This window comes from Micrococcus sp. 116, from assembly GCF_902506395.1.
Taxonomy (GTDB): Bacteria; Actinomycetota; Actinomycetes; order Actinomycetales; family Micrococcaceae; genus Micrococcus; species Micrococcus luteus.
In genome coordinates this window covers 1,750,010-1,770,367 of the sequence record NZ_LR732370.1, presented here as the reverse complement: position 1 = coordinate 1,770,367, position 20,358 = coordinate 1,750,010, and the positions used below count along the sequence as shown (strand labels likewise).

Here is a 20,358-nt window from a genome sequence, read left to right as displayed (position 1 = left end):
GGCCCCGCCCTCCGCCTGGACCTGCATCCGACGACGGGGCCGGTGCGCGTGAGGTCGACGCCGTTCCGGTCCCGCGGGGTGCCCCGGGGCCGGCGGGCCCGGACCACGCGCAGCGGGCGGTGCTGCTCCTCCGCCTTGGCGCCCGGGCCACGGAACTCCCAGCCCACGTCGACGAGCGCCGCGGGGTGTGCGGGCTCGACGTCGTGATGCAGCGTCCGGTCCACGACCGTCCGCGGGTGGTTGATCCGTGCTCCCATGGCTTCGCCGGCTGTGTCGAAGGGGACCGCGCCGGAACTGTGAGCCGGGTCCGGCGGGCCATGCTGGTCCTGCGGCGGTCGGGCGGGATCGCCGGGGACGAAGGGGACGACCCGTCCCGACCTGTCCGCCCGACCTTACCGAGCGGACCTGTGAGGAGGCAGGTCTCCTCTCCTCGGCCTCCCGCGCGGCGGCGCCGGACGGGGGCTCAGAGCGGGTCCGTGCGGTGCCGCTGCACGTCCGGGCCGGTCGGCACGCCGAGCGCCTGCGCCTGCGCGCGCTGCTGCCGCAGGGACACGGTGCCCAGCAGCAGTGCCAGGGCCCGCTCCCCGTCCTCCGGGGTGTCTGCCGCCTCGGTGAGCAGACGGTGCAGGCCGAGACCGCCCAGCCCGAGCGCGAGGGCGGAGAGCACCAGGTCCGCCCCGTCCCGGTGCCGCAGCAGGGCGGCCTCCGCGGCCTCGGCGCGGCCCGCCAGGTCCGTGATGCGGCGGGCGCGCACGGTCTCCTCCGCCTCGGCGACGATCCGGTCCGCCACCCGCGCCAGCAGCGACTGCTTGTCCGGCACGTGCCAGTACAGCGCGGAGGCCTGCACGCCCAGCACCGCGGCCACGCGCCGCATGGACAGGTCGCCCATGCCGAAGTCCTGCAGGATCCCGACGGCGGCGTCTACCACGTCCTGGGCGGTCAGCCGGGGGCGGGGTGCGGGCGGGGTCATGCCGGAGAGGCTACCGCCGGGCCGGCCTCCTCCGCCGCGATGCGTCCCCCCGCGCCGAGGCGCACGGTGCGGTCGGCCATCACGGCGGCCTCCGCGAGGTCGTGGGTGACGACGACGCCGGTCGTCCCCGCCGCCCGCAGCACCGCCCGGATGTCCTCGGCCAGGCGCCGGCGCAGGTCCGCGTCGAGCGCGGACAGCGGCTCGTCCAGCAGGAGCACCCGCGGGGCAGGGGCCAGCGACCGGGCGAGCGCCACGCGCTGGGCCTGCCCGCCGGAGAGCCGCTGCACGGGCCGGTCCGTGAGCTCGGTCAGGCCCACCAGGTCCAGCAGCTCGGCCACGCGCGCCCGCCGCCGGGCCCGGTCCCAGCCGGCGGACTCGAGGCCGTACGCCACGTTCCGGCCCACGGTCCGGTGCGGGAACAGCTGCCCGTCCTGGAACACCATCCCCACGCCCCGGCGGTGCGTCGGCACCGCGGCCACGTCCCGCCCGTCGAGCTCCACCGTGCCCGCCACGACGTCCTCGAGCCCGGCGATCCCGCGCAGGATGGTGGACTTGCCCGAGCCGGAGGCGCCCACGAGCGCCACGATCTCCCCGGCGGCCACGTCCAGGTCCGTCCCCCGCACGGGGGTGGAGCCGTCCGGGTAGCGGATCGCCACGTCCCGGAGCCGGAGGGAGGCTCCCGTCGTCGTCGGCGTCATCACAGACCTCCCGCCCCGGCCGGGCCCCGGGGGCGCAGCCGCTCGCACACCAGCATGATCCCGGCGCTCAGCACGGCCAGCACCGTGGCCGCCGCGAGCGCCATCCCGTAGTTGTCCGCGCCCGGCCGGCCCAGCAGCCGGGCGATCAGCACCGGCAGGGTGGGCGCGGACGGGCTCGCCAGGAAGCTCGTGGCCCCGAACTCACCCAGGGACACCGCGAACGCGAAGCCCGCGGCCACGCCCACGCCGCGGGCGAGGAACGGGCCGTCCACCGTGGCCAGCACCCGCCACGGGCCCGCCCCGAGGGTGCGTGCGGCCTCCCGCAGCCGCGGGTCCACCGCCGCGAGCACGGGCACGAGCGCCCGCACCGCGAGCGGCAGCGCCACCACCGCCTGGGCCAGCGGCACGAGCACGCCCGAGGCCGCCAGCTCCGGGAACGCGGCCCGCAGGGACACGACGAAGCCGAAGCCCACGGTCACCGCGGACACCCCGAGCGGCAGGAGCAGGGCGCCGTCGAGGGCCCGCTGGGCCGCCAGCGCCGCGCGTGAGCGGAAGGGCCGGGTCAGCAGCAGGGCCAGCGGCACGGCCACCACGAGCGTCACGAGCGTGGCGTCCACGGCCACCCGCAGGGACTGTTCGAGCGCCTGGGCCGGCGTCGACCCGCCCACGAACCCGCTGCCCGCGCTCGTGGACAGCAGCCGATAGTTGCCCAGCCCCCAGCCGTGGCGGGTGTGGAAGGAGCGCACCACGAGCGTCAGGATCGGCGCCACCACGAGCGCCACCACCGCGAGCATCACGGCCACCGGGACCGCGTCCGCGCGCGTGAGCCGGGCCGGCGGCGTCTCCCGCAGGCGCAGCGCCCGCTGGGTGCGCGCCGCCGTCACGCCGGAGACCACGACGGCGGCCAGCACCACCGCGAACTGCAGCACGGAGAACACCGCCGCGGTCCGCAGGTCCAGGTAGACGGAGGTCTGCACCCAGATCTCCGACTCGAGCGTGCCGTAGCCGGGCCGGCCGAGCGTCTGGACGATGCCGAACGCGGACGCGCAGAACAGGAACACCAGCGCCGCGCTCGCGGCGATCGCCGGGGCGAGCTGGGGCAGCGTCACGGTGCGGAACGCCCGCCACGGCGAGGCGCCCAGGGTGCGGGCGGCCTCGGTCTGGCGCGGGTCGAGCGCGTTCCACAGCGCGCCCACCTGGCGCACCACCACGGACACGTTGAAGAAGACCATGGCCAGCACGACGGCGGTGGTCGTCTGGTCCAGCCCGGTGAAGCCCAGCGGTCCGCCGGGGGCGAGCAGGGCGCGGAACGCGACGCCGACCACCACCGTGGGCAGCACGAACGGCACGAGCACGAGGGCGCGGAGCACGGCCCGCCCCGGGACGCGACGCCGGTGCAGCACGAACGCGGTCGGCAGGCCGAGCGCCACCGAGACCACCGTGCCGGCGGCGGCCATCCCGAGCGTCTGGCCGAGGATGCGCCACGTGCGCTCGCGGGCGAGGGTCTGGCCGAAGGCGGTGAGGTCCACGGCGCCGGTGAACGCGTCGGCGTCGCCGCCGATCCCGCGCCAGAGCATGGCCGCCACGGGCCACGCGAAGAAGACGAGCAGGAAGGCGACCGGCAGGACGGCGGCCACCAGCCACCACGGGCCGAGCCCGTCCCCCCGGCCGCGGGCCCGCCGGCGCGGCAGGTCTGTGCCGGGGGCCGCGACCTCGGTGAGCGCGGACATCAGCGCCGGGAGGCCTCGGCCAGGGCGGTCCACTCCTTCAGCAGGTCCTCGCGGCGCTCGTCGATGCGGGCGGGGTCCGGGGTGATGGCGTCCTCGACGAGCGGCGCGTTCTGCGCCCACTCCTCGGGCAGCTGCACCGACTCGTCGATCGGGTACATGTACATCGACTCGGGCAGGGCGGACTGGACCTCCTCGGTGAGCATGAAGTCCACGAACGCCTGCGCGCCCTCGGGGTTCTTCGCGCCCTCGAGCACGCCGGCGTACTCGACCTGCGGGGTACAGGAGTCCTCGATCACCTCGGTCTCGGGGGCGAACGCGGGGGAGGAGGAGTAGGAGAGCACCACCGGGAACCGACCCTTGCCCTCGCCGCCGGAGAAGTCCGAGTTGTAGGCGTCGGACCAGCTGTCGGCGACCTTGCCCCCGTTCTCCATCAGGCCCCGCCACCAGTCCTGCCAGCCGTCGTCGCCGTACTTCTCCGTGGTGGCCGCGAGCAGCGCCAGGCCGGGGGAGGAGGCCACGGGGGAGGTGGCGACCGTCAGCTTCGCGTACTCGGGGTCGTCGAGCTGGTCGATCGAGGTGGGGGCCTCGACGTCGTGGGCCTCGAACCATGCCGGATCCGTGTTGAAGCACACCTGGCCCTGGTCCACCGGGGTCATGCGGTCCTCCACCATCCGGTCCTGTGCGGAGGCGGGCAGGTCCTGCGGGGTGTATTCGGCGACGACGCCCTCGCGGACGAGGCGGTGCGCCGAGTGGTCCTCCACGCCGTAGACGCCGTCCACGGTGGGCTCGTCCTTGGCCAGCAGGAGCTGGTTCACCACGCTGCCGGCGTCGCCGGGGGCCGTGGTCTTCAGGGTGTAGCCGGACTCCTGCTCGAACTTCTGGACGAGCTCCTGGGGCAGGTTGAACGAGTCGTGCGTCATGATCGTCACCGTCGTCGGCTCGCCGCCGGCGCCGGCGGCGGACGACGACGCCCCGTCGCCGGACGAGCCGGACACCGAACAGCCGGTGAGGGCGAGGGCGGCCACTGAGAGGGCGGCGAGGGCGCGGTGCGGGGTGCGGGACATGGCGGTTCTCCTCTGGGACGGCAGAGGGGCCGGGACGAGGCCGCCACCGGAATCCCGGGACGACGTCGACCGGGAGACTCGACTTCCTTCGCCGGTGCGGACCGGAGCAGGTTCGAGGGTCTGCGGCGGACCGCACTCTCAGCGCCGCGCGGGCGCTCCCCTGTCGATGTGGACTGGTCCCGACCCTACCCCGTCCGGCCCGCGCATAGACTGCCCGCGTGAGCGCCGCACAGCCCGCGGGGGTGACCCCGCCGCCCGCCTCGTCCAGCCCCGCCTCCGACTGGGACATCCGCCGCCCCCACCGCATGTGGCCGCGCATGCTGGTGATCGTTCTGACGCTCGCGGGCCTGGTGCTGGTGGTGCAGTTCTTCCAGGGGATCGCCTCCATCGCGGCGCCTGTGTTCCTGGGGCTGAACCTCGTGATCGTGGCCTACCCCCTGCAGGCCTGGCTCATCCGCCGGGGCCTGCACCCCGTGCTCGGGGCCGCCACCACCGTCCTGCTGGTCGTCGCGGTGATGGCCGTGTTCGGGGGCATGATGGTGTGGTCCGGCCTCGAGCTGGTGGCGGAGCTGCCCAAGTACGCGGACCGCTTCCAGCAGATCGTCCTGGACGTCTCGCACTGGCTCAACGAGCGCGGCGTGACCCCGGACATGGTGTCCCAGCAGCTGGCCTCGATCGACATGAGCGCCGTGACCGGGACGGCCGTCAGCGCCGTCACGAAGATCGCCACGAACGTCTACGCGGTCTTCGGCCTGCTCGTCACCGTGATCATGGGCATGTTCTTCCTGGCGATGGACTCGATGGACGTCGAACGCCGCGTCCGCCTGCTCAGCACCGCCCGCCACGAGTTCGGCCACGCCCTGGTCGAGTTCGCCCAGGGCGTGCGCCGCTACTGGGTGGTCACCACGGTGTTCGGCCTGATCGTGGCGGTGCTGGACGTGATCGCCCTCATGCTGATCGGCGTGCCGCTCGCGCTCGTGTGGGGCGTGCTCAGCTTCCTCACCAACTACATCCCGAACATCGGCTTCATCATCGGCCTGCTGCCGCCGGCCGTCCTGGGCCTGGCGGCGGGCGGCTGGTCCGACTTCCTGTGGGTGGTGGTCAGCTACTCGGTGCTGAACTTCGTGCTGCAGTCCGTGATCCAGCCCAAGGTGGCCGGCGACGCGATCGGCGTGATCCCCACCGTCAGCTTCCTCTCCCTGCTCTTCTGGGCCTGGGTCCTCGGCCCGCTCGGCGCCATCCTCGCGCTGCCCTGCACGCTGCTGGCCAAGGCCGTGCTGATCGACGCCGACCCGAACGCCCGCTGGATCAACGCGCTCATCGCCTCGGACCTGAAGGGGATGGAGCGCCGTCAGTCCTCGCTCCTGGAACGGCTGCGCCCGGCGGCCTGGCGATCCGACGCGCACGGGGGAGATGAGGACCGCGCCTCGGCGGACGGCGGGGACGACGACGGTCCCGCGACGGACGAGGTCACGGGCGAGGCTGGAGCAGCACCAGGTCGTTGAGCGCGCCGGCCAGCCGCAGCAGCGGCGGGGCGGGGAACGACAGCTGGGGCAGCCCCGGGTGCAGTGCCGCGCACGCGGCGGCCGCGGCCTCCTCACCCGCGGCGTCCTCGAACGCCGGCCGCAGCACCGCCGCGCCCAGCGGCAGCGTGTCCAGGAGGGAGCGGGGGCCCCGCTCGGCCGGGTCGTACTCGGCGGGCTGCGCCGCCCCGGTCACCGTGCGCACGCGCAGGGGCCGGCCGGCGGCGTCGTCGGCGCCCTGCAGGAAGCGCAGCGCCGCCGCGGCGTACGGGTGCTCGGGGTGGAACCGGTCGCCGCGCCAGTGCACGGCGGCCTCGCCGTCGCCCTGCAGGCGCACCCACGAGGCCAGGTGACCGGGCCCGCCCCACGGCCCGGTGTCCGGCCGCGGTGCCGGCGGCACCCACAGCACCCGGGTGATCCCCAGCAGGGCGGCGAACTCGGCGGCCACCTGGCCGGGGGTCCACGCGCCGTTGATCCGCCCGTCCAGCACGGGGTCCGCGGCCACCACGGCCGTCCCCTCGCCGTCGGTCACCCAGGCCCCGCGCGGGGCGCACAGCAGGGGCGTGAGCAGCGGCAGTCCCGCCGCCTCCGCCACGGCCGTCGCGGCCGCCCCGTCGAGCGGCCCGGTCCCGGTCAGGCCCGCGGCGCTGCGCCAGGCGACGGCGGCCAGGCCCTCGGGGCGGCGGATGAAGCTCGGCCCGGTGCGGCCCAGCAGCGGTGAGCCCACGGGCGCGCGCAGCAGGTCCACCTCCGGGGGCATCAGCCGCGCCGCCCCGGCGTCGCGCGGGTGGGCGAGCACGGTGACCGGCAGCACGGCGGCGAGCGTCTCGGCCAGGCCCACGACGGCGTCCCGCGTCTCGTCTAACAGCGTCGGCACCGGGTGGCGGTGGGGCAGGACGAGCCAGGCCCGCTCGGGCGGATCCTCGGGTCCGGGCACGGGCACGACGACGTCCCGGCGCTCCCGCGCGTCGGTGGGGACGGGGTCGGCGGCGGCCATGGCGGACGGGCTCCTGGGAAGACGGCGGCGACGCGCGGGCGCGCGGCGAGGGGATGTCCATCGAGCATAGGCGTCTGACAGGAAGCCGCGGCGGTTTGACCTGTGACCCGGCACACGTGCAGAGTGCGGCCATGACCGCGATGTTCTCCGCCCAGGACCACGACGATCTCGACCGGGTCCTCGGCGCGACCGGCGGGATCCCCGACCCCGCCGACCTGCACGCCCTCGCCGACGATGCCGTCGTGCAGGTGCGGCGCTGGCTCGCCGAGTCCCGGGACCACGAGGCCGACTTCGCGGCCCGCCAGCTGGCGGGCGCCCTGAAGGAGCCGGGCGGCCTCGACTTCATCGTGCGCTTCGTGGACCACGTGGTCCGCCCCGAGGACCCCGCGATCGCCGCCCGGGCGCTGCGGGAGCTCGCCGGCCGCGCCCCCGGCTTCCTGCCCCCGGCCCTGCGCGCCGTCCTCGGCGTCGGCGGCCGCGCCGCCCCGCTCGTGCCGCGCATCGCCGTCCCCACGGCCCGTCGCGTGCTGCGGCGCATGGTCTCCCACCTGATCGTCGACGCGCGGGACCGGCAGCTCGGCAAGGCCATCGCGGCCCTGCGCGACGAGCACACCCGGCTGAACATCAACCTGCTGGGCGAGGCGATCCTCGGTCAGGGCGAGGCGGACCGCCGACTCGAGGGCATCGCCGCGCTGATCCGCCGCGACGACGTCGACTACGTGTCCGTCAAGGTCTCCGCCGCCACCGCCCCGCACGCGCCCTACGCGTTCGACGAGGCCGTCGCGGACATCACCGAGCGGCTCACCCCGCTGTTCGAGCTCGCCCGGGACCGGGACACCTTCATCAACCTGGACATGGAGGAGTACCGCGACCTCGACCTCACGCTCCACGTGTTCACCGCCCTGCTCGAGCAGCCGGGCCTGCGCGACTACGAGGCCGGCATCGTGCTGCAGGCCTACCTGCCGGACGCGCTCGCGGCCATGGTGCGCCTGCAGGAGTGGGCCGCGCGCCGCGTCGCCGCCGGCGGCGCCCCGGTCAAGGTGCGCGTGGTCAAGGGCGCCAACCTGCCCATGGAGCGGATGCAGGCCTCCCTGACGGGCTGGCCGCTGGCCACGGTGGGCTCGAAGCAGGAGGCGGACACCAACTACAAGCGCGTGCTCAACTACGCGCTCAGCCCGGAGCATCTGGCCCGCGTGCGCATCGGCGTGGCCGGGCACAACCTCTTCGACGTGGCCCTGGCCCACCGGCTGATCGAGCGCCGCGGCCTCGACCCGGCCGCGGTGGAGTTCGAGATGCTCCTCGGCATGGCCACCGGCCAGGCCGCCGCCGTCCGGGCGGACGTCGGCGCCCTGCTGCTCTACACGCCCGTGGTGCGGCCCGAGGAGTTCGACGTGGCGATCTCCTACCTCGTGCGCCGCCTCGAGGAGGGCGCCTCCCCGGAGAACTTCATGTCCGCCGTGTTCGACCTGGACGCGGACGCGGACCTGTTCGCCCGCGAGGAGGAGCGCTTCCGCGCCTCGCTGCGCCACCTGGACGCGGCCGTGCCCCGTCCGAACCGCCTCCAGGACCGGTCCCGCGGGGAGGACGGGCCGACCCCCGCCCCCGTGGACGGCTTCGCCAACACCCCGGACACGGACCCCGCGCTGCCCGGCAACCGGGAGTGGGCCCGCCGGATCCTCGCGGCCGTCCCGGGCTCGGACCTCGGGACGGACACCGTCCGCGCCCACCGCGCCACCACGGCCGACGACGCCCGCGCCGCCATCGCCGCCACCGCCGACCCCGGCGCCCGCTGGGGCTCGCTCACCGGCCACGAGCGCGCCGACGCGCTGGACGCCGTCGGACGGGCCCTGCACGCCGGCCGGGCCCGCCTGCTGGAGGTGGCCGCCGCCGAGACCGGCAAGACCCTGGACCAGGGCGACCCCGAGGTCTCCGAGGCCGTGGACTTCGCGCACTACTACGCGCGCCTGGCCCGCGGCCTGGACGCGGTGGAGGGCGCCCGCGCCGTGCCCGTCCGCCTGACCCTGGTGATCCCGCCGTGGAACTTCCCCGTGGCCATCCCGGTCGGGGGCGTCCTCGCCGCGCTCGGCGCCGGCTCGCCCGTGGTGTTCAAGCCGGCCCCGCAGTCCGAGCGGACGGGCGCGGTCGCGTGGGAGCTGATCGTGGCCGGGCTGCGGGACTCGGGCCTGTTCGACGACGGCGGCCCGCTCGCCGGGCACGACCCCGCGGACCTCGTGCGCCTGGTGACGCTGGCGGACGAGGACGAGGCGGAGGTCGGCGCGGCGCTCGTGACCGACCCGGCCGTCGAGCGGCTCATCCTCACCGGCAGCTGGGACACCGCACGGCTGTTCAAGGGGATGCGCCCCGACCTGCACCTGCTCGCCGAGACCTCCGGCAAGAACGCCGTGATCGTGACCCCGTCCGCGGATCTGGACCTGGCCACGAAGGACGTGGTCCAGTCCGCGTTCGGTCACGCCGGCCAGAAGTGCTCGGCGTCCTCCCTCGTGGTGCTCGTCGGCTCCGTGGGCACCTCCGAGCGCTTCCACCGGCAGCTGCTGGACGCGGCCTCGTCCCTGCACGTGGCGCACCCCGTGGACCCGCGCGCCGAGATGGGCCCCGTGATCGAGGCCCCCGGCGAGAAGCTGCGTCGCGGGCTCACCGAGCTCGGCCCGGGAGAGCGGTGGGCCCTGCGTCCGCGGCAGCTGGACCAGACGGGTCGCCTGTGGAGCCCGGGCATCCGCTCCGGCGTCCGCCCCGGCGCCGACGCCCACCTCACCGAGTACTTCGGCCCCGTGCTGGCCGTGATGACGGCCGAGACGCTCGAGGAGGCGATCGGGATCGTGAACGCCGTGGACTACGGCCTCACCTCCGGGCTGCACTCGCTGGACCGGGAGGAGATCGACGTGTGGCTGCGCGGCGTGCGCGCCGGCAACCTCTACGTGAACCGCGGCATCACCGGGGCCATCGTGCGCCGCCAGCCCTTCGGCGGCTGGAAGCGTTCCGTCGTCGGCCCCACCACGAAGGCCGGCGGGCCGCACTACCTGCATGGCCTCGTGGACTGGGAGGACGCGCCCACGTGGGCCGGGGGAGAGGGACGGCCCGGGGCCGAGGCCGACGGTGCGGGCGCATCCTGGCTCGAGACCGCCCGCGCCCTCGACACCCACGCGTGGACCACCGTGTTCGGGGTGGCCACGGACGTCTCCGCGCTCGAGGCCGAGCGGAACGTGCTGCGTCACGTCCCCACCCCGGTCCTCGTGCGCCGGCACTCGGGGCCCGCCGACCACCTGCTGCGCATCGTCTCCGCCGGCCTGCGCGCCGGGGCGCCCATGACCGTGAGCCTGCGCCCGACCCCCACCGCGGAGGGGCCCGACGCGGACGGGCTCTCGGCCGAGGCCGTGCGCGGCCGGGTGGAGGAGCTGGTCCGGTCCGTCCGCACGGAGGGTGCCGGCACGTCCGCGCCGGTGGACGTCGTCGTCGAGGACGACGCCGCGTTCCACGACCGCGCCCGGCGGCTGGCCCTCATCCCGCCCGCAGCGGAGGGCGGCGGCGACGCACGGATCCGGCTCGTCGCCGACTGGGCCGGCGACCGGGAGGCGGCCGAGGCGGCGCGGCGCGCGCTCCACGCGGCGCTCGGCGACACCCCCGACGTGGCGGTCTACGCTGGCCCCGTGGTGAGCGCCGGCGAGGTGGAGCTGCTGCCGTTCCTGCACGAACAGGCCGTGTCCGTGACCGCCCACCGGTTCGGCACGCCGGACCATCTGACCGAGGGGGTCCTGTGACCCCGAGGAGGAACCTCTGATGCATCTGATCCCCCGCACGATCTGGGTCGTCGCCCGCGCCCGCCGCCGCCCGCGCGCCGGACTCTGGGAGCCGACGACGTTGCCGATGCGCGCCCTGCCCACGGACGTGGACATGGCCCTGCACGTCAACAACGGCCAGTACTTCGGGCTGTTCGACCTCGGCCGCTTCGACGCGATGGTCCGCACCGGCCTGTGGGACGAGATCCGCCGTCGCGGCTGGACGCCCGTGGTGCAGGCCGAGCAGATCGCGTTCCGCCGCTCGGTGACCCTGGGGCAGCGGTTCGACGTGGAGACGCGGATGATCGGCCTGGATGAGCGCGCGGTGTGGTTCGAGCAGCGCGTGGTGGTCGACGGCGACGTCGCGGTGCGCGCGTACATCTGCACGCGCCTGCGCAAGAAGGACGGCCGCCCCGTAGAGAACGACGAGGTCCGGGCGATCGCGGCGGCGGCCGGCCACGACCTCGCGGGGGAGCCGACGCTGCCGGAGTGGCTGCACGAGTGGCGGCGCAGCGTGGCCCTGCCGTCGGCCCGGACGCCCCTGCCCCACACGTGGGACTTCGACACAGTGCAGCGAGGATGAACGTTCGAGTGATATAGGGCACGATGGTCGGGTGAACAACAGACTCCTGATCGTCGCGACCCTCTCGCTGGCCGCGCTCGTCGTCGTGCTGGTGGCCGCCATCGGCGGCGGCGCGTGGTGGGTGCTGGCGGTCCTCCTGGTGGCGCTGCTCGTGCTCGCCGTGTGGGACATGACCCAGAAGCGGCACGCGATCCTCCGCAACTACCCCGTGCTCGGCCACATGCGGTACCTGCTGGAGTCGATCCGCCCCGAGATCCAGCAGTACTTCATCGAGCGCAACTTCGACGGCAAGCCGTTCGACCGGGACACCCGCTCGATCGTCTACGCCCGTGCGAAGGGACTGGACAGCCACAAGGCGTTCGGCACCGAGCGGGACACCTCGGAGATCGGCTACGAGTTCCTGTTGCACTCCACCGCCCCGGTCAACCCGCCGGAGGAGCCCCCCACGGTGCGGATCGGCGGCCCGGACTGCCGCCGGCCCGTGGACATCTCGCTGATGAACATCTCGTCCATGTCCTTCGGCTCCCTCTCCGCCAACGCCGTGATCGCCATGAACAAGGGCGCCGGCCTGGGCGGGTTCATCCACGAGACCGGCGAGGGCGGCCTCACCAAGTACCACCGCGGCAACGGCGCGGACCTGTTCTGGGAGATCGGCTCCGGCTACTTCGGCTGCCGCAACGAGGACGGCACCTTCAGCCCGGAGAAGTTCGCCGAGAAGGCGCTGCTGCCCGAGGTCAAGGGCATCACCATCAAGATCTCCCAGGGCGCGAAGCCCGGCCTGGGCGGCATGCTGCCCAAGGAGAAGATCTCCCCCGAGATCGCCGAGGCCCGCGAGATCCCGATGGACAAGGACTGCCTGTCCCCGGCGTCCCACTCCGCGTTCCGCACCCCGCGCGAGATGGTCAGGTTCGTCGAGCAGCTCCGTGAGCTCTCGGACGGCAAGCCGATCGGCATCAAGTTCTGCGTGGGCTCCCGCGTGGACGTGCTGGCCATGACCAAGGCCATCTGGGAGGAGCGGATCGCCCCCGACTTCATCATCGTGGACGGCTCCGAGGGCGGCACCGGCGCCGCCCCGCTCGAGTACTCGGACCGCGTGGGCACCCCGCTGACCGAGGGCCTCATGCTCGTGCACAACGCGCTCGTGGGCACCGGCCTGCGCCACATGATCAAGCTCGGCGCGGCCGGCAAGGTCGCCACCGGTTCGGACATCGTCAGGCGTCTGATCCAGGGCGCGGACTTCACCATGTCCGCCCGCGCGATGATGATGGCCACCGGGTGCATCCAGGCGCAGAAGTGCCACACGAACGAGTGCCCCGTGGGGGTGGCCACGCAGGACCCGCGTCTGATGCGCGCCCTCGACGTGGAGGACAAGGGCAACCGCGTCTTCAACTACCACCGCCTGACCGTGCGCGAGGCCGTGCAGATCATGGCGTCCATGGGTCTGACGCATCCGTCCCAGCTGAACACCCGCATGCTGCGCCGACGCGTGGACCACCTGAGCACCCGCTCGTACGCGTCCATCTACCACTGGCTGCGCACGGACGAGCTGCTCAACGACCCGCCCGCCGGCTGGGCCATGGACTGGGAGGAGGCGGACGCGGACCACTTCGGCGAGCACGCCCGCGTGGACTACCTCACCGAGCGCGACCCCGAGTGGCGCTCCGAGCTGCTGATCCCGGGCCGCGAGGCGGGCGGCGCCCCCGTGCAGGGCTCCCCCATCTCCGGGACGGGCTCCACGCTGGTCGACGCCCGGCAGACCGAGTCCGTGCCGCTGACGACGTCGCCGATGCCGCGCGTCAGCTCGTTGGGTGAGGGTGAGTCGCTGTCCCCGCACGGCGGCCGTCGTCGGGCCCCGCAGGATCCGGCACCCGCCGCCACCGCCGGCGAGACGCCCACCGACGAGAACGAGGGCCTGCCGGCGGAGGCCGGCGAGCGGCCCGAGCGCCAGGACGGCGAGGAGGTCACCCAGCGGGGGACCACCGGCCGCGTCGAGGGCGAGCACCGCGGCGAGGGCCGCGTCGGCTGACCCACCCCCGCAGTCACCCCCGCTTTCGAGGCGGGAAATCCACCTCACACGACGCCCCCGGGCGCCCATGAGATAGATTTCCCGCCTCGTCGCGTGAGGGGTCGTAGCCTGGGGCCGTGACCCTGCCCGCCCCCGCCGCTCGCCGCCCCTCCGCGGCCCTGCTGTGGGTGCTGCTGGCGGCGATGGGCGCCGGGCCCCTGTTCAACTACGGCGTCTCCGCCTCCTCCACGGTCGTGATGGAGCGGCTCGACGTCACCTCGGGCCAGCTCGGCACCGTGATGACGGTCGTGTTCGCGGCGGCCGCCGTCACCTCGCTCGGCCTCGGCCGGGCCGCCGACCGCCTGTCCGCCCGCGCACAGCTGAGCATCATCTTCGGCGGCACCGCCGCGGCGCTCGTGCTCGGCGCCGTCGCCCCGTCCCTGCCCGTGCTGTACGCGGCGGCCGCCGTGGCGGGCGTCACGCAGGCCATCTCCAACCCCACCACGAACCGGATCATCCGGACCGTGGTGCCGCCGGAGAGGCGCATCGGGTGGGTCGGGGTGAAGCAGTCCGGCGTGCAGGCGGCCCAGCTGGTCGGCGGCCTGTTCTTCCCGGCCGCGTCCCTCGCCCTCGGCTGGACGGGCGCCGCGCTGGGGGCCGCGGTGCTCATCGGGGCGCTCTGGGTGCTCGCCCTGGTCGCCGCCCCGCCGCTGCCCGGGGCGCCGCCGCCGGCCACCGGCCCCGTCGGCGGGCGACGACGGCGGGACACCTCGCCCCTGCCGGCCACGGTCTGGTTCTTCGCGGCGATCGCGTTCCTCACCGGCCTGGGCATGCAGGCCACGAACACCTACCTGCCGCTTTTCGCGGTCGAGACGCTGGGAATGACGCTCGTGGCCGGCGGCGCCGCGGCGGCCGTGTCCGGGGTGGTGGGGGTGCTCTCCCGGATCGGGTGGAGCCGGCGGATGAGCTCCGGAGACCGGCCCACCACCCTGCTGGCCGTGATCTGCCTGGGTGCGGTGGCCGGCGTCGCGGTGTTCCTCGCCGCGGACCTGCTGGACCTGCCGGCCCTGCTGTGGGTGGGCGCCGCGGTGCACGGCCTGACGGTGCTGGGCGCCAACGTGGTGATCAACGCGGGCCTGTTGAGCGAGGTGCCGGCCGAGCGGCTGGGCCGTGCGACCGGGGCGAACTCGATGGGCATGTACGCCGGCTTCGCCCTGGGCCCGCTGCTGATGGGCCTGCTGCGCGACGTCACGGGCGACTACCGGGCCGGCTTCGCGGTCGTCGCGGCCGGGTATCTGCTGGCCCTGGGCGTGGTGCTGCTGCTGCGTCGCCACGTGGGCCGGCGGGGCGTGGCCTGACGCGCAGGGCCAGGACGAGGCCCACCCCGGAGGACCGCGCCTCAGCGACATCACCGCAGTGCAGCCCTGCGGTGATGTCGCAGCGCCGCGGTCGAACGGGCGTACGGCGGAGTGCGGCGCAGTGCGCGGCGGGGCGTGGACGCCTGACACACGACGACGCCCCCGGTCCGTGCGGACCGGGGGCGTCGGAAGCCGTGCGTCAGGCGAAGATCAGAGCTTCGTCACGTTGGCGGCCTGGAGGCCCTTGGGGCCGTCCTGGGTCTCGAACTCGACGCGGTCGTTCTCCTGGAGCTCCTTGAAGCCCCCGCCCTGGATGGCGGAGAAGTGCACGAACACGTCCGCGGAGTTGTCCTCGGGGGCGATGAAGCCGTAGCCCTTCTCAGCGTTGAACCACTTGACAGTACCGACAGCCATGATGGTGTCCTTTCGATGTGCCCCCGCGGTGCGGTGGCGGTGTTGGACCGCGGCCCGGATGTGGGACGCGGGTGAAGCGGCGAGACTGAACCGCTTGCCCAACACTCATCGACGCCGGCGATGCCGGGCTGACGAGCAGTGAAGATGGCGGGATACAGCTTGATCAACTTCAGGCTCCATCATTGCACGGATCTCGCCGACCGGGAACCAGGGGCCCGATTGTTCACCTGGAGTTCGCTCAGAGCGCGCGCAGGCCGTGGAAGAGATTGCGGTGCAGGGCGGCCGGGGGAGCGGCGTCCGTGTGATCCGCCAAGGCCGTCACCTCCAGCAGCACCACCGTGTGGTCGCCCGCCGGGACCTCGGCGTGCACCCGCGTCTCGAGCCAGAGCGAGGAGCCCCCGATCAGCAGGGCGTCGTGCGGGCTGCGGTGCACGTCGAGACCGGCGAAGCGGTCGCCCTCGCGGGAGGCCAGCTGGCGGCACAGCGGCGTCTGGTCCGCCGCGAGCAGGGAGACGCCGATCGCCCCGGCCCGGCGCAGGCGCGGCCAGGTGCGGGAGCTGTTCTGCGCGGAGAAGGACACGAGGGCCGGCTCCCAGGAGATGCCCACGCCGAAGGAGGAGGAGACCATCACCTCGGGGACGCCGTCGGCGAGGCCTGCCAGCGCGACGACCCCGGTGGGGAAGGCCGAGAGGCCGGAACGGAGGTTGCCGAGGGACAGGTCGGTGTCCCACGCGGCGGTGTGGGGTTCGTGGGTCAGGGTCATGGCGCGCGTCCTCTTCCGATGACTGACGCGGCTCCGCAGACGGCGGGAACGCGGATCGCCCGGATCCGCGGAGGCGCGGTACTTGCCCGCCGGGGTGTCCGAGGGGCCGAATCATCACCTGGAGCACCCCACTACTGCGTGAGAGGGTTGCCGTCCCGCCGGCCAGGGCCGTGAATGACGGGAACTCGTGATTCTGGGGCCAGCCTACGGAGGGGTCCGTGGGGTGGTCAAAGCGCGGCAGTCGCGCGGCGTCATCCGAGCTGCCCGATGTGATGCTTGACACACCGCGCATCGCCGGCCAGGATCAAGCCACTCGAGAGGGGGGAGCTCGAGACCGCGGCCTCCGGCCCCGCAGTCGGTTCTCCGAGAGGGACCGGATCATGCGGATGGACATCGAGAAGAAGCTCGCGGCATTGTCGACCGCCGTGGTCGTCGCGGCTCTCCTCGGTACCGCCATTTCGGGATGCTCCGCTTCCCAGGGCAGCGTCTCCTCCACCGCGAATGCTTCCACCGCTGCGGCGTCCTCCGTCACCCCGACGTCAGCGGCCCCCTCGGCAACCGGGTCGGCCTCCGCCACCGGTTCGTCCGCGTCGTCGCCCGCCGGTGAAGAAGCACTCCCCGCCGCGCTGTTCGAGGAGGACGGGATGACGTTGGTCGAGTACACGCGCCGGCATCCGGATGCGGACCATCTCGACCCGGAGAAGGAGTCCGTCCTGGAGGAGGCGGTCGGGACGGGCACACAGCAGATCACCGTGGACGCTCAACAGGGTGCGGTCCTTCGGGTCATCGTGTTGTGTCCTTCGGATGCCACCGGTGAGACGGAGATCCTGACCTCACGGGGTGGCGGGGGAACGAAGACCTGGATGGCCGGATCGGAGGCGCTGTGCGGCGGCTGGTCGGCGGCGACTCCCCCCGTGGATGAGGCGGGGCCGATGACGTTCACCGTCACGGTGGACAATGACAAGCCGTTCCGGATGGTGCTGACCGCACCCTCCGCATGAGGCCGCCATCACGACGGCGGATGACGGCGCGGGGAGGACTGAGACGCTCAGCGTCGGTCGCGGCCGCGCAGCGCGTCCAGCTGCCGGCGGTCCCGCTTGGTGGGCCGGCCCGCGCCCCGCTCGCGGTACGGCACCGCGAGCAGCTCACGCGGCACGGGCGGCGGGGAGTGGTCCACGTACTGCTGCCGGGCCACGGGGGCGCCCACCCGCTTGGCGATCAGCCCCGTGACCTCGAGGATCCGCTCGCCTCCGTCCTGGCGCACCCGCACCCGGTTCCCGACGACGACGGGCGTCGCCGCCTTCACGGGCTCGCCGTCGATGCGCACGTGGCCTGCGCGCACGGCCGCCGTGGCCGCGGACCGGGTCTTGTACAGCCGCACGGCCCACAGCCACGCGTCGATGCGGACGCCGCTCACGCCCGCCCCCTCACGCGAAGCGGGCGCGGATCGCGGCGCCGTGCGCGGGCAGGCGCTCGTCCTCGGCCAGCACGCCGATCCCGTCCGCGACCTCCTCGAGCCCGGTCTCCGTGTAGCGGATGCGCTGCTGCAGGCGCAGGAACGTCACGGTGTTCAGACCGGAGGAGTGCCGGGCCGTCCCCGAGGTGGGGAGCACATGGTTGGACCCGGCCGAGTAGTCGCCCAGCGGCACGGGGGCGTACGGGCCCACGAACACGGCGCCAGCGTTGCGGATGCGCCCCACGAGGGCCTCGGGGTCGCGCGTCTGGATCTCGAGGTGCTCGGTGGCGTAGCGGTCGGAGACCTCCACGGCCTGGTCCATGTCCCGCACCAGCAGCACGCCGGACTGGGGGCCGGTGAGGGCCTCGCGGATCTGATCCTCGTGGAACGCCCCGGGCACCTGCGCCTCGATCGCCGCCAGCACGTCCCGGAGCAGGTCCTCGGAGTCCGTGATGAGCACGGAGGCGGCTAGCGGGTCGTGCTCGGACTGGCTGATCAGGTCCGCGGCCACCCAGTCGGCGCGGGCGGTGCCGTCCGCGATCACGGCGATCTCGCTCGGCCCGGCCTCGGCGTCCACGCCGATCACGCCCTGCAGGGCGCGCTTCGCGGCGGCCACGTACACGTTGCCGGGCCCCGTCACCAGGTCGACGGGCGCGCAGAGCCACCCGCCGTCGTCGTCCTGGACGCCGTGCGCCAGCATGGCCACGGCCTGGGCGCCGCCGGCCGCGTAGACCTCGTCCACGCCCAGCAGCGCGCACGCGGCGAGCACGGTGGGGTGGGGCAGGCCGCCGTGGTCCCGCTGCGGGGGCGAGGTCACCGCGAGGCTCCCCACGCCGGCCGCCTGCGCGGGCACCACGTTCATCACCACCGAGGAGGGGTACACGGCGCGGCCGCCGGGCACGTACAGGCCCACGCGGCCCACGGGGAGCCAGTGGTTCTCGACGACGGCGCCCTCGCCGAGCTCGACCGTCGAGTCCTGGGGGTGCTGGGCGGCGTGCACGAGCCGGGCCCGGCGGATCGACTCCTCCAGCGCCGCGCGCACCCGCGGGTCGAGCCCGGCCAGGGCGGCCTCGCGCGCCTCCGCGGGCACGCGCAGGGCGGGCGGACGGACGCCGTCGAACCGCTCGGCCAGCTCCAGCAGGGTCTGCTCGCCACCGTGGCGGACCTGCTCGATGATCGGGGCGACCACCGGCACCACGGAGGACACGTCCACGTTCGCCCGCGGGATGATGCGGGACAGGTCCGCGGTGGCGGTGTCGAGCGGGCGCAGGTCGGTGACGGAGAGCATGGATTCCTCCAGAGGGGCGGCGGCGGGCCGGCGGGACGGGGCGCGACGACGGCCGGGCCCGGACCGCGCGGACGGTCAGGCTCCATTGTGCTCTTCTCCGGGGTGCGTCCGGGGGCGGGTGTCAGACTGTCGTCATGGTCCTCCTCACCCTGCCCGCCCTCGCGACCCCGCCCCTGCTGACCGCCCTGGACCGCCTCCTGGCGGGCGAGACCGTGCCGTCCGGGGTGGAGGGGGACATCCAGGACGGGGCGGCCGCCACCACGCGGGCCTTCGGCGTGGAATGGGGGACGCTGCTGACCGTGCTGATGGCGTTCGCCATCGGCGCGGCGGTCGTGTACCTGGCCCTGCAGGTGGCACGCGTCGTGCTCGTGCGCCGCCCCGCATTCCAGCAGGGCGCCGCGCGGCTGAGCCTGCCGGCCGCCGTCGCCGCCGGCCTGCTGGCCTCCCGGATCTGGCTCGGGGTCATGGCCGAGGAGCAGACCTGGTACCGGCCGGCGTCGTTCCTGATGCTCATCGCCGTGGCCGCGGCGGGCGCATGGGCCGCGTGGCGCCTGGTCGGCGTGATCGAGAAGGGGATCCTCGGCCGCTACCAGGAGACCAGCGTCGAGCACCGCCGCGAGCGACGCATCCGGACGCAGACCATCCTGATCCGGCGCATCCTCAACGCGGTGATCGTGGTGGTGGCCGTCGCCGTGGTCCTGCTGGGGGTGCCCGAGGTGCGCTCGCTCGGGGCCGGTCTGCTCGCCTCCGCCGGTGTGATCTCGGTGATCGCCGGCCTGGCCGTGCAGTCCACGTTGACCAACGTGTTCGCCGGCTTCCAGCTCGCCTTCACGGACGCGATCCGGGTGGGCGACGTGGTGGACATGGAGGGCGCGTTCGGCACCGTCGAGGAGATCACCCTGTCCAACGTGGTGGTCAAGCTCTGGGACGGGCGACGTGTGGTCTACCCGTCCTCGCACTTCACCACGCAGCCGTTCGAGAACTGGACGCGCGTGGGCACCGAGGTCTCCGGCGTCGTGGAGCTGGACGTGGACTGGCGGGTGCCGATGGACGCGCTGCGCGCACGGCTCGCGCAGCTGCTCGAGTCCACGGACCTGTGGGACGGGCGCGAGCACGCGCTGCAGGTGACCGACGCGACCGGCGGCGTCGTGCGCATCCGCGCCGTGGTCTCCGCCCGCAACTCCGGCGACCTCTGGGACCTGCGCTGCCTCGTGCGCGAGGACCTCGTGGCCTTCCTGCGCCACGAGCACCCCGAGGGCATCGTGGTGCAGCGCATGGTGGTCCGGCACCCCGCCCACGACGACGCGGCGCCCGCCTCCGAAGGCTCCGACGCGGGGGCCCGCGGTGGCGACCGGACGGGTGAGCCGGGCCCGGACGGCTCCGGGGTGGCGGCCCGCGAGCCGCGCCCGCGCACCGCGCCGCTGCCGCGCGTCGACGGCGCCGATCCGCGCCCGCACACCCTCACCACACCGCTGACCCGCGTGGGCGACCACTCCGGCCTGTACACCGGCTCGATGACGGCGGTGCAGCGCAACCGCGAACTCGCCGGCCCGGGCGAGGAGGCGTTCGCCGAGCGGCGCGCCCAGCAGGCCAAGCAGGCGGCGGAGGCCGCGGCGGCGGACGAGGCCGGGCGGCGCAGCGGCGCCGGCTCCCACGCGGACGGCCCCCTCGACGACGCCGTCACGCGCCGCCGTCAGGACGACGAGGACTGAGGC

The 20,358-nt window shown here is 74.4% G+C and carries 16 protein-coding genes, 1 pseudogene and 2 riboswitches; of the genes and pseudogenes, 7 read left to right on the top strand and 10 right to left on the bottom strand.

What is annotated here, in order from left to right:
- The 5 genes and pseudogenes from CITRIK5_RS12210 to CITRIK5_RS08210 form a co-directional block, all read right to left on the bottom strand.
- Positions 1–257: pseudogene (locus tag CITRIK5_RS12210) on the bottom strand (hypothetical protein); the annotation flags it as partial.
- A 206-nt stretch (positions 258–463) separates the two neighbouring features.
- Positions 464–970, bottom strand: a complete 507-nt coding sequence (locus CITRIK5_RS08225; RefSeq protein ID WP_041102654.1) for a TetR family transcriptional regulator — start codon at positions 968–970, stop codon at positions 464–466.
- Positions 967–1,626 (bottom strand): ABC transporter ATP-binding protein, encoded by a 660-nt coding sequence (locus CITRIK5_RS08220; protein ID WP_230594433.1) that lies wholly within the window; start codon positions 1,624–1,626, stop codon positions 967–969. The genes CITRIK5_RS08225 and CITRIK5_RS08220 overlap by 4 nt, the downstream gene beginning before the upstream one ends.
- Positions 1,627–1,667: 41 nt before the next feature.
- Positions 1,668–3,398 carry an iron ABC transporter permease gene (locus tag CITRIK5_RS08215; protein ID WP_122055045.1) on the bottom strand — a complete coding sequence of 577 codons (1,731 nt, stop codon included), beginning with the start codon at positions 3,396–3,398 and terminating at the stop codon, positions 1,668–1,670.
- Positions 3,398–4,462: a thiamine ABC transporter substrate binding subunit gene (locus tag CITRIK5_RS08210; RefSeq protein WP_129867135.1), complete on the bottom strand. Its 1,065-nt coding sequence runs from the start codon at positions 4,460–4,462 to the stop codon at positions 3,398–3,400. The genes CITRIK5_RS08215 and CITRIK5_RS08210 overlap by 1 nt, the downstream gene beginning before the upstream one ends.
- Positions 4,463–4,528: 66 nt before the next feature.
- Positions 4,529–4,634: riboswitch (TPP riboswitch) on the bottom strand.
- 46 nt (positions 4,635–4,680) lie between these two features.
- Between CITRIK5_RS08210 and CITRIK5_RS08205 the strand changes: the two genes are divergently transcribed.
- Positions 4,681–5,967 (top strand): AI-2E family transporter, encoded by a 1,287-nt coding sequence (locus CITRIK5_RS08205; protein ID WP_129867134.1) that lies wholly within the window; start codon positions 4,681–4,683, stop codon positions 5,965–5,967.
- Here CITRIK5_RS08205 and CITRIK5_RS08200 read toward each other — a convergent pair.
- Positions 5,933–6,982 carry an agmatine deiminase family protein gene (locus tag CITRIK5_RS08200; protein WP_129867133.1) on the bottom strand — a complete coding sequence of 350 codons (1,050 nt, stop codon included), beginning with the start codon at positions 6,980–6,982 and terminating at the stop codon, positions 5,933–5,935. The two genes, CITRIK5_RS08205 and CITRIK5_RS08200, sit on opposite strands and share 35 nt — an antisense overlap.
- A 131-nt stretch (positions 6,983–7,113) precedes the next feature.
- Here CITRIK5_RS08200 and CITRIK5_RS08195 point away from each other — a divergent pair, with 131 nt between their 5' ends.
- From CITRIK5_RS08195 to CITRIK5_RS08180, 4 genes are all read left to right on the top strand, one after another.
- Positions 7,114–10,758 (top strand): bifunctional proline dehydrogenase/L-glutamate gamma-semialdehyde dehydrogenase, encoded by a 3,645-nt coding sequence (locus CITRIK5_RS08195; protein ID WP_159833475.1) that lies wholly within the window; start codon positions 7,114–7,116, stop codon positions 10,756–10,758.
- A 19-nt stretch (positions 10,759–10,777) separates the two neighbouring features.
- Entirely contained in the window at positions 10,778–11,359 is a 582-nt protein-coding gene (locus CITRIK5_RS08190; protein WP_002858008.1) for a thioesterase family protein, read from the top strand.
- 31 nt (positions 11,360–11,390) lie between these two features.
- Positions 11,391–13,385: an FMN-binding glutamate synthase family protein gene (locus tag CITRIK5_RS08185; protein WP_199727634.1), complete on the top strand. Its 1,995-nt coding sequence runs from the start codon at positions 11,391–11,393 to the stop codon at positions 13,383–13,385.
- A 116-nt stretch (positions 13,386–13,501) separates the two neighbouring features.
- Positions 13,502–14,722, top strand: coding sequence for an MFS transporter (locus tag CITRIK5_RS08180; protein WP_123244317.1), 1,221 nt, complete (start codon positions 13,502–13,504; stop codon positions 14,720–14,722).
- Positions 14,723–14,932: 210 nt separating this feature from the next.
- Here CITRIK5_RS08180 and CITRIK5_RS08175 read toward each other — a convergent pair whose 3' ends face one another.
- Together CITRIK5_RS08175 and CITRIK5_RS08170 are read right to left on the bottom strand one after the other, a co-directional pair.
- Entirely contained in the window at positions 14,933–15,136 is a 204-nt protein-coding gene (locus CITRIK5_RS08175; RefSeq protein ID WP_020628179.1) for a cold-shock protein, read from the bottom strand.
- A 238-nt stretch (positions 15,137–15,374) separates the two neighbouring features.
- On the bottom strand, positions 15,375–15,899 hold the full coding sequence (locus tag CITRIK5_RS08170) for a flavin reductase family protein (protein ID WP_100058010.1): 525 nt from the start codon (positions 15,897–15,899) through the stop codon (positions 15,375–15,377).
- A 73-nt stretch (positions 15,900–15,972) separates the two neighbouring features.
- Positions 15,973–16,092: riboswitch (SAM riboswitch) on the bottom strand.
- A 193-nt stretch (positions 16,093–16,285) separates the two neighbouring features.
- Here CITRIK5_RS08170 and CITRIK5_RS12205 point away from each other — a divergent pair.
- The gene (locus tag CITRIK5_RS12205) at positions 16,286–16,900 is read left to right on the top strand and encodes a hypothetical protein (protein WP_233569954.1); all 615 of its coding nucleotides are present in this window, start codon (positions 16,286–16,288) and stop codon (positions 16,898–16,900) included.
- Between the two features lie 47 nt (positions 16,901–16,947).
- Here CITRIK5_RS12205 and CITRIK5_RS08160 read toward each other — a convergent pair whose 3' ends face one another.
- Together CITRIK5_RS08160 and hisD are read right to left on the bottom strand one after the other, a co-directional pair.
- Positions 16,948–17,316, bottom strand: a complete 369-nt coding sequence (locus tag CITRIK5_RS08160) for an RNA-binding S4 domain-containing protein (RefSeq protein ID WP_095347005.1) — start codon at positions 17,314–17,316, stop codon at positions 16,948–16,950.
- Between the two features lie 10 nt (positions 17,317–17,326).
- The gene (gene hisD / locus CITRIK5_RS08155) at positions 17,327–18,643 is read right to left on the bottom strand and encodes a histidinol dehydrogenase (RefSeq protein ID WP_123244316.1); all 1,317 of its coding nucleotides are present in this window, start codon (positions 18,641–18,643) and stop codon (positions 17,327–17,329) included.
- Between the two features lie 134 nt (positions 18,644–18,777).
- Between hisD and CITRIK5_RS08150 the strand changes: the two genes are divergently transcribed.
- Positions 18,778–20,355 (top strand): mechanosensitive ion channel family protein, encoded by a 1,578-nt coding sequence (locus CITRIK5_RS08150; RefSeq protein ID WP_233569953.1) that lies wholly within the window; start codon positions 18,778–18,780, stop codon positions 20,353–20,355.
- Positions 20,356–20,358 lie beyond the last annotated feature (3 nt).

Bases quoted from the DNA above. Each gene is read 5' to 3' on its own strand.
- CITRIK5_RS08195 (WP_159833475.1), top strand. From the start codon at position 7,114: ATGACCGCGATGTTCTCCGCCCAGGACCACGACGATCTCGACCGGGTC.
- CITRIK5_RS08175 (WP_020628179.1), bottom strand. From the start codon at position 15,136: ATGGCTGTCGGTACTGTCAAGTGGTTCAACGCTGAGAAGGGCTACGGC.
- CITRIK5_RS08170 (WP_100058010.1), bottom strand. From the start codon at position 15,899: ATGACCCTGACCCACGAACCCCACACCGCCGCGTGGGACACCGACCTG.
- CITRIK5_RS08200 (WP_129867133.1), bottom strand. From the start codon at position 6,982: ATGGCCGCCGCCGACCCCGTCCCCACCGACGCGCGGGAGCGCCGGGAC.
- CITRIK5_RS08150 (WP_233569953.1), top strand. From the start codon at position 18,778: ATGGTCCTCCTCACCCTGCCCGCCCTCGCGACCCCGCCCCTGCTGACC.
- CITRIK5_RS08190 (WP_002858008.1), top strand. From the start codon at position 10,778: ATGCATCTGATCCCCCGCACGATCTGGGTCGTCGCCCGCGCCCGCCGC.
- CITRIK5_RS08215 (WP_122055045.1), bottom strand. From the start codon at position 3,398: ATGTCCGCGCTCACCGAGGTCGCGGCCCCCGGCACAGACCTGCCGCGC.
- CITRIK5_RS08210 (WP_129867135.1), bottom strand. From the start codon at position 4,462: ATGTCCCGCACCCCGCACCGCGCCCTCGCCGCCCTCTCAGTGGCCGCC.
- hisD (WP_123244316.1), bottom strand. From the start codon at position 18,643: ATGCTCTCCGTCACCGACCTGCGCCCGCTCGACACCGCCACCGCGGAC.
- CITRIK5_RS08225 (WP_041102654.1), bottom strand. From the start codon at position 970: ATGACCCCGCCCGCACCCCGCCCCCGGCTGACCGCCCAGGACGTGGTA.
- CITRIK5_RS12205 (WP_233569954.1), top strand. From the start codon at position 16,286: ATGGACATCGAGAAGAAGCTCGCGGCATTGTCGACCGCCGTGGTCGTC.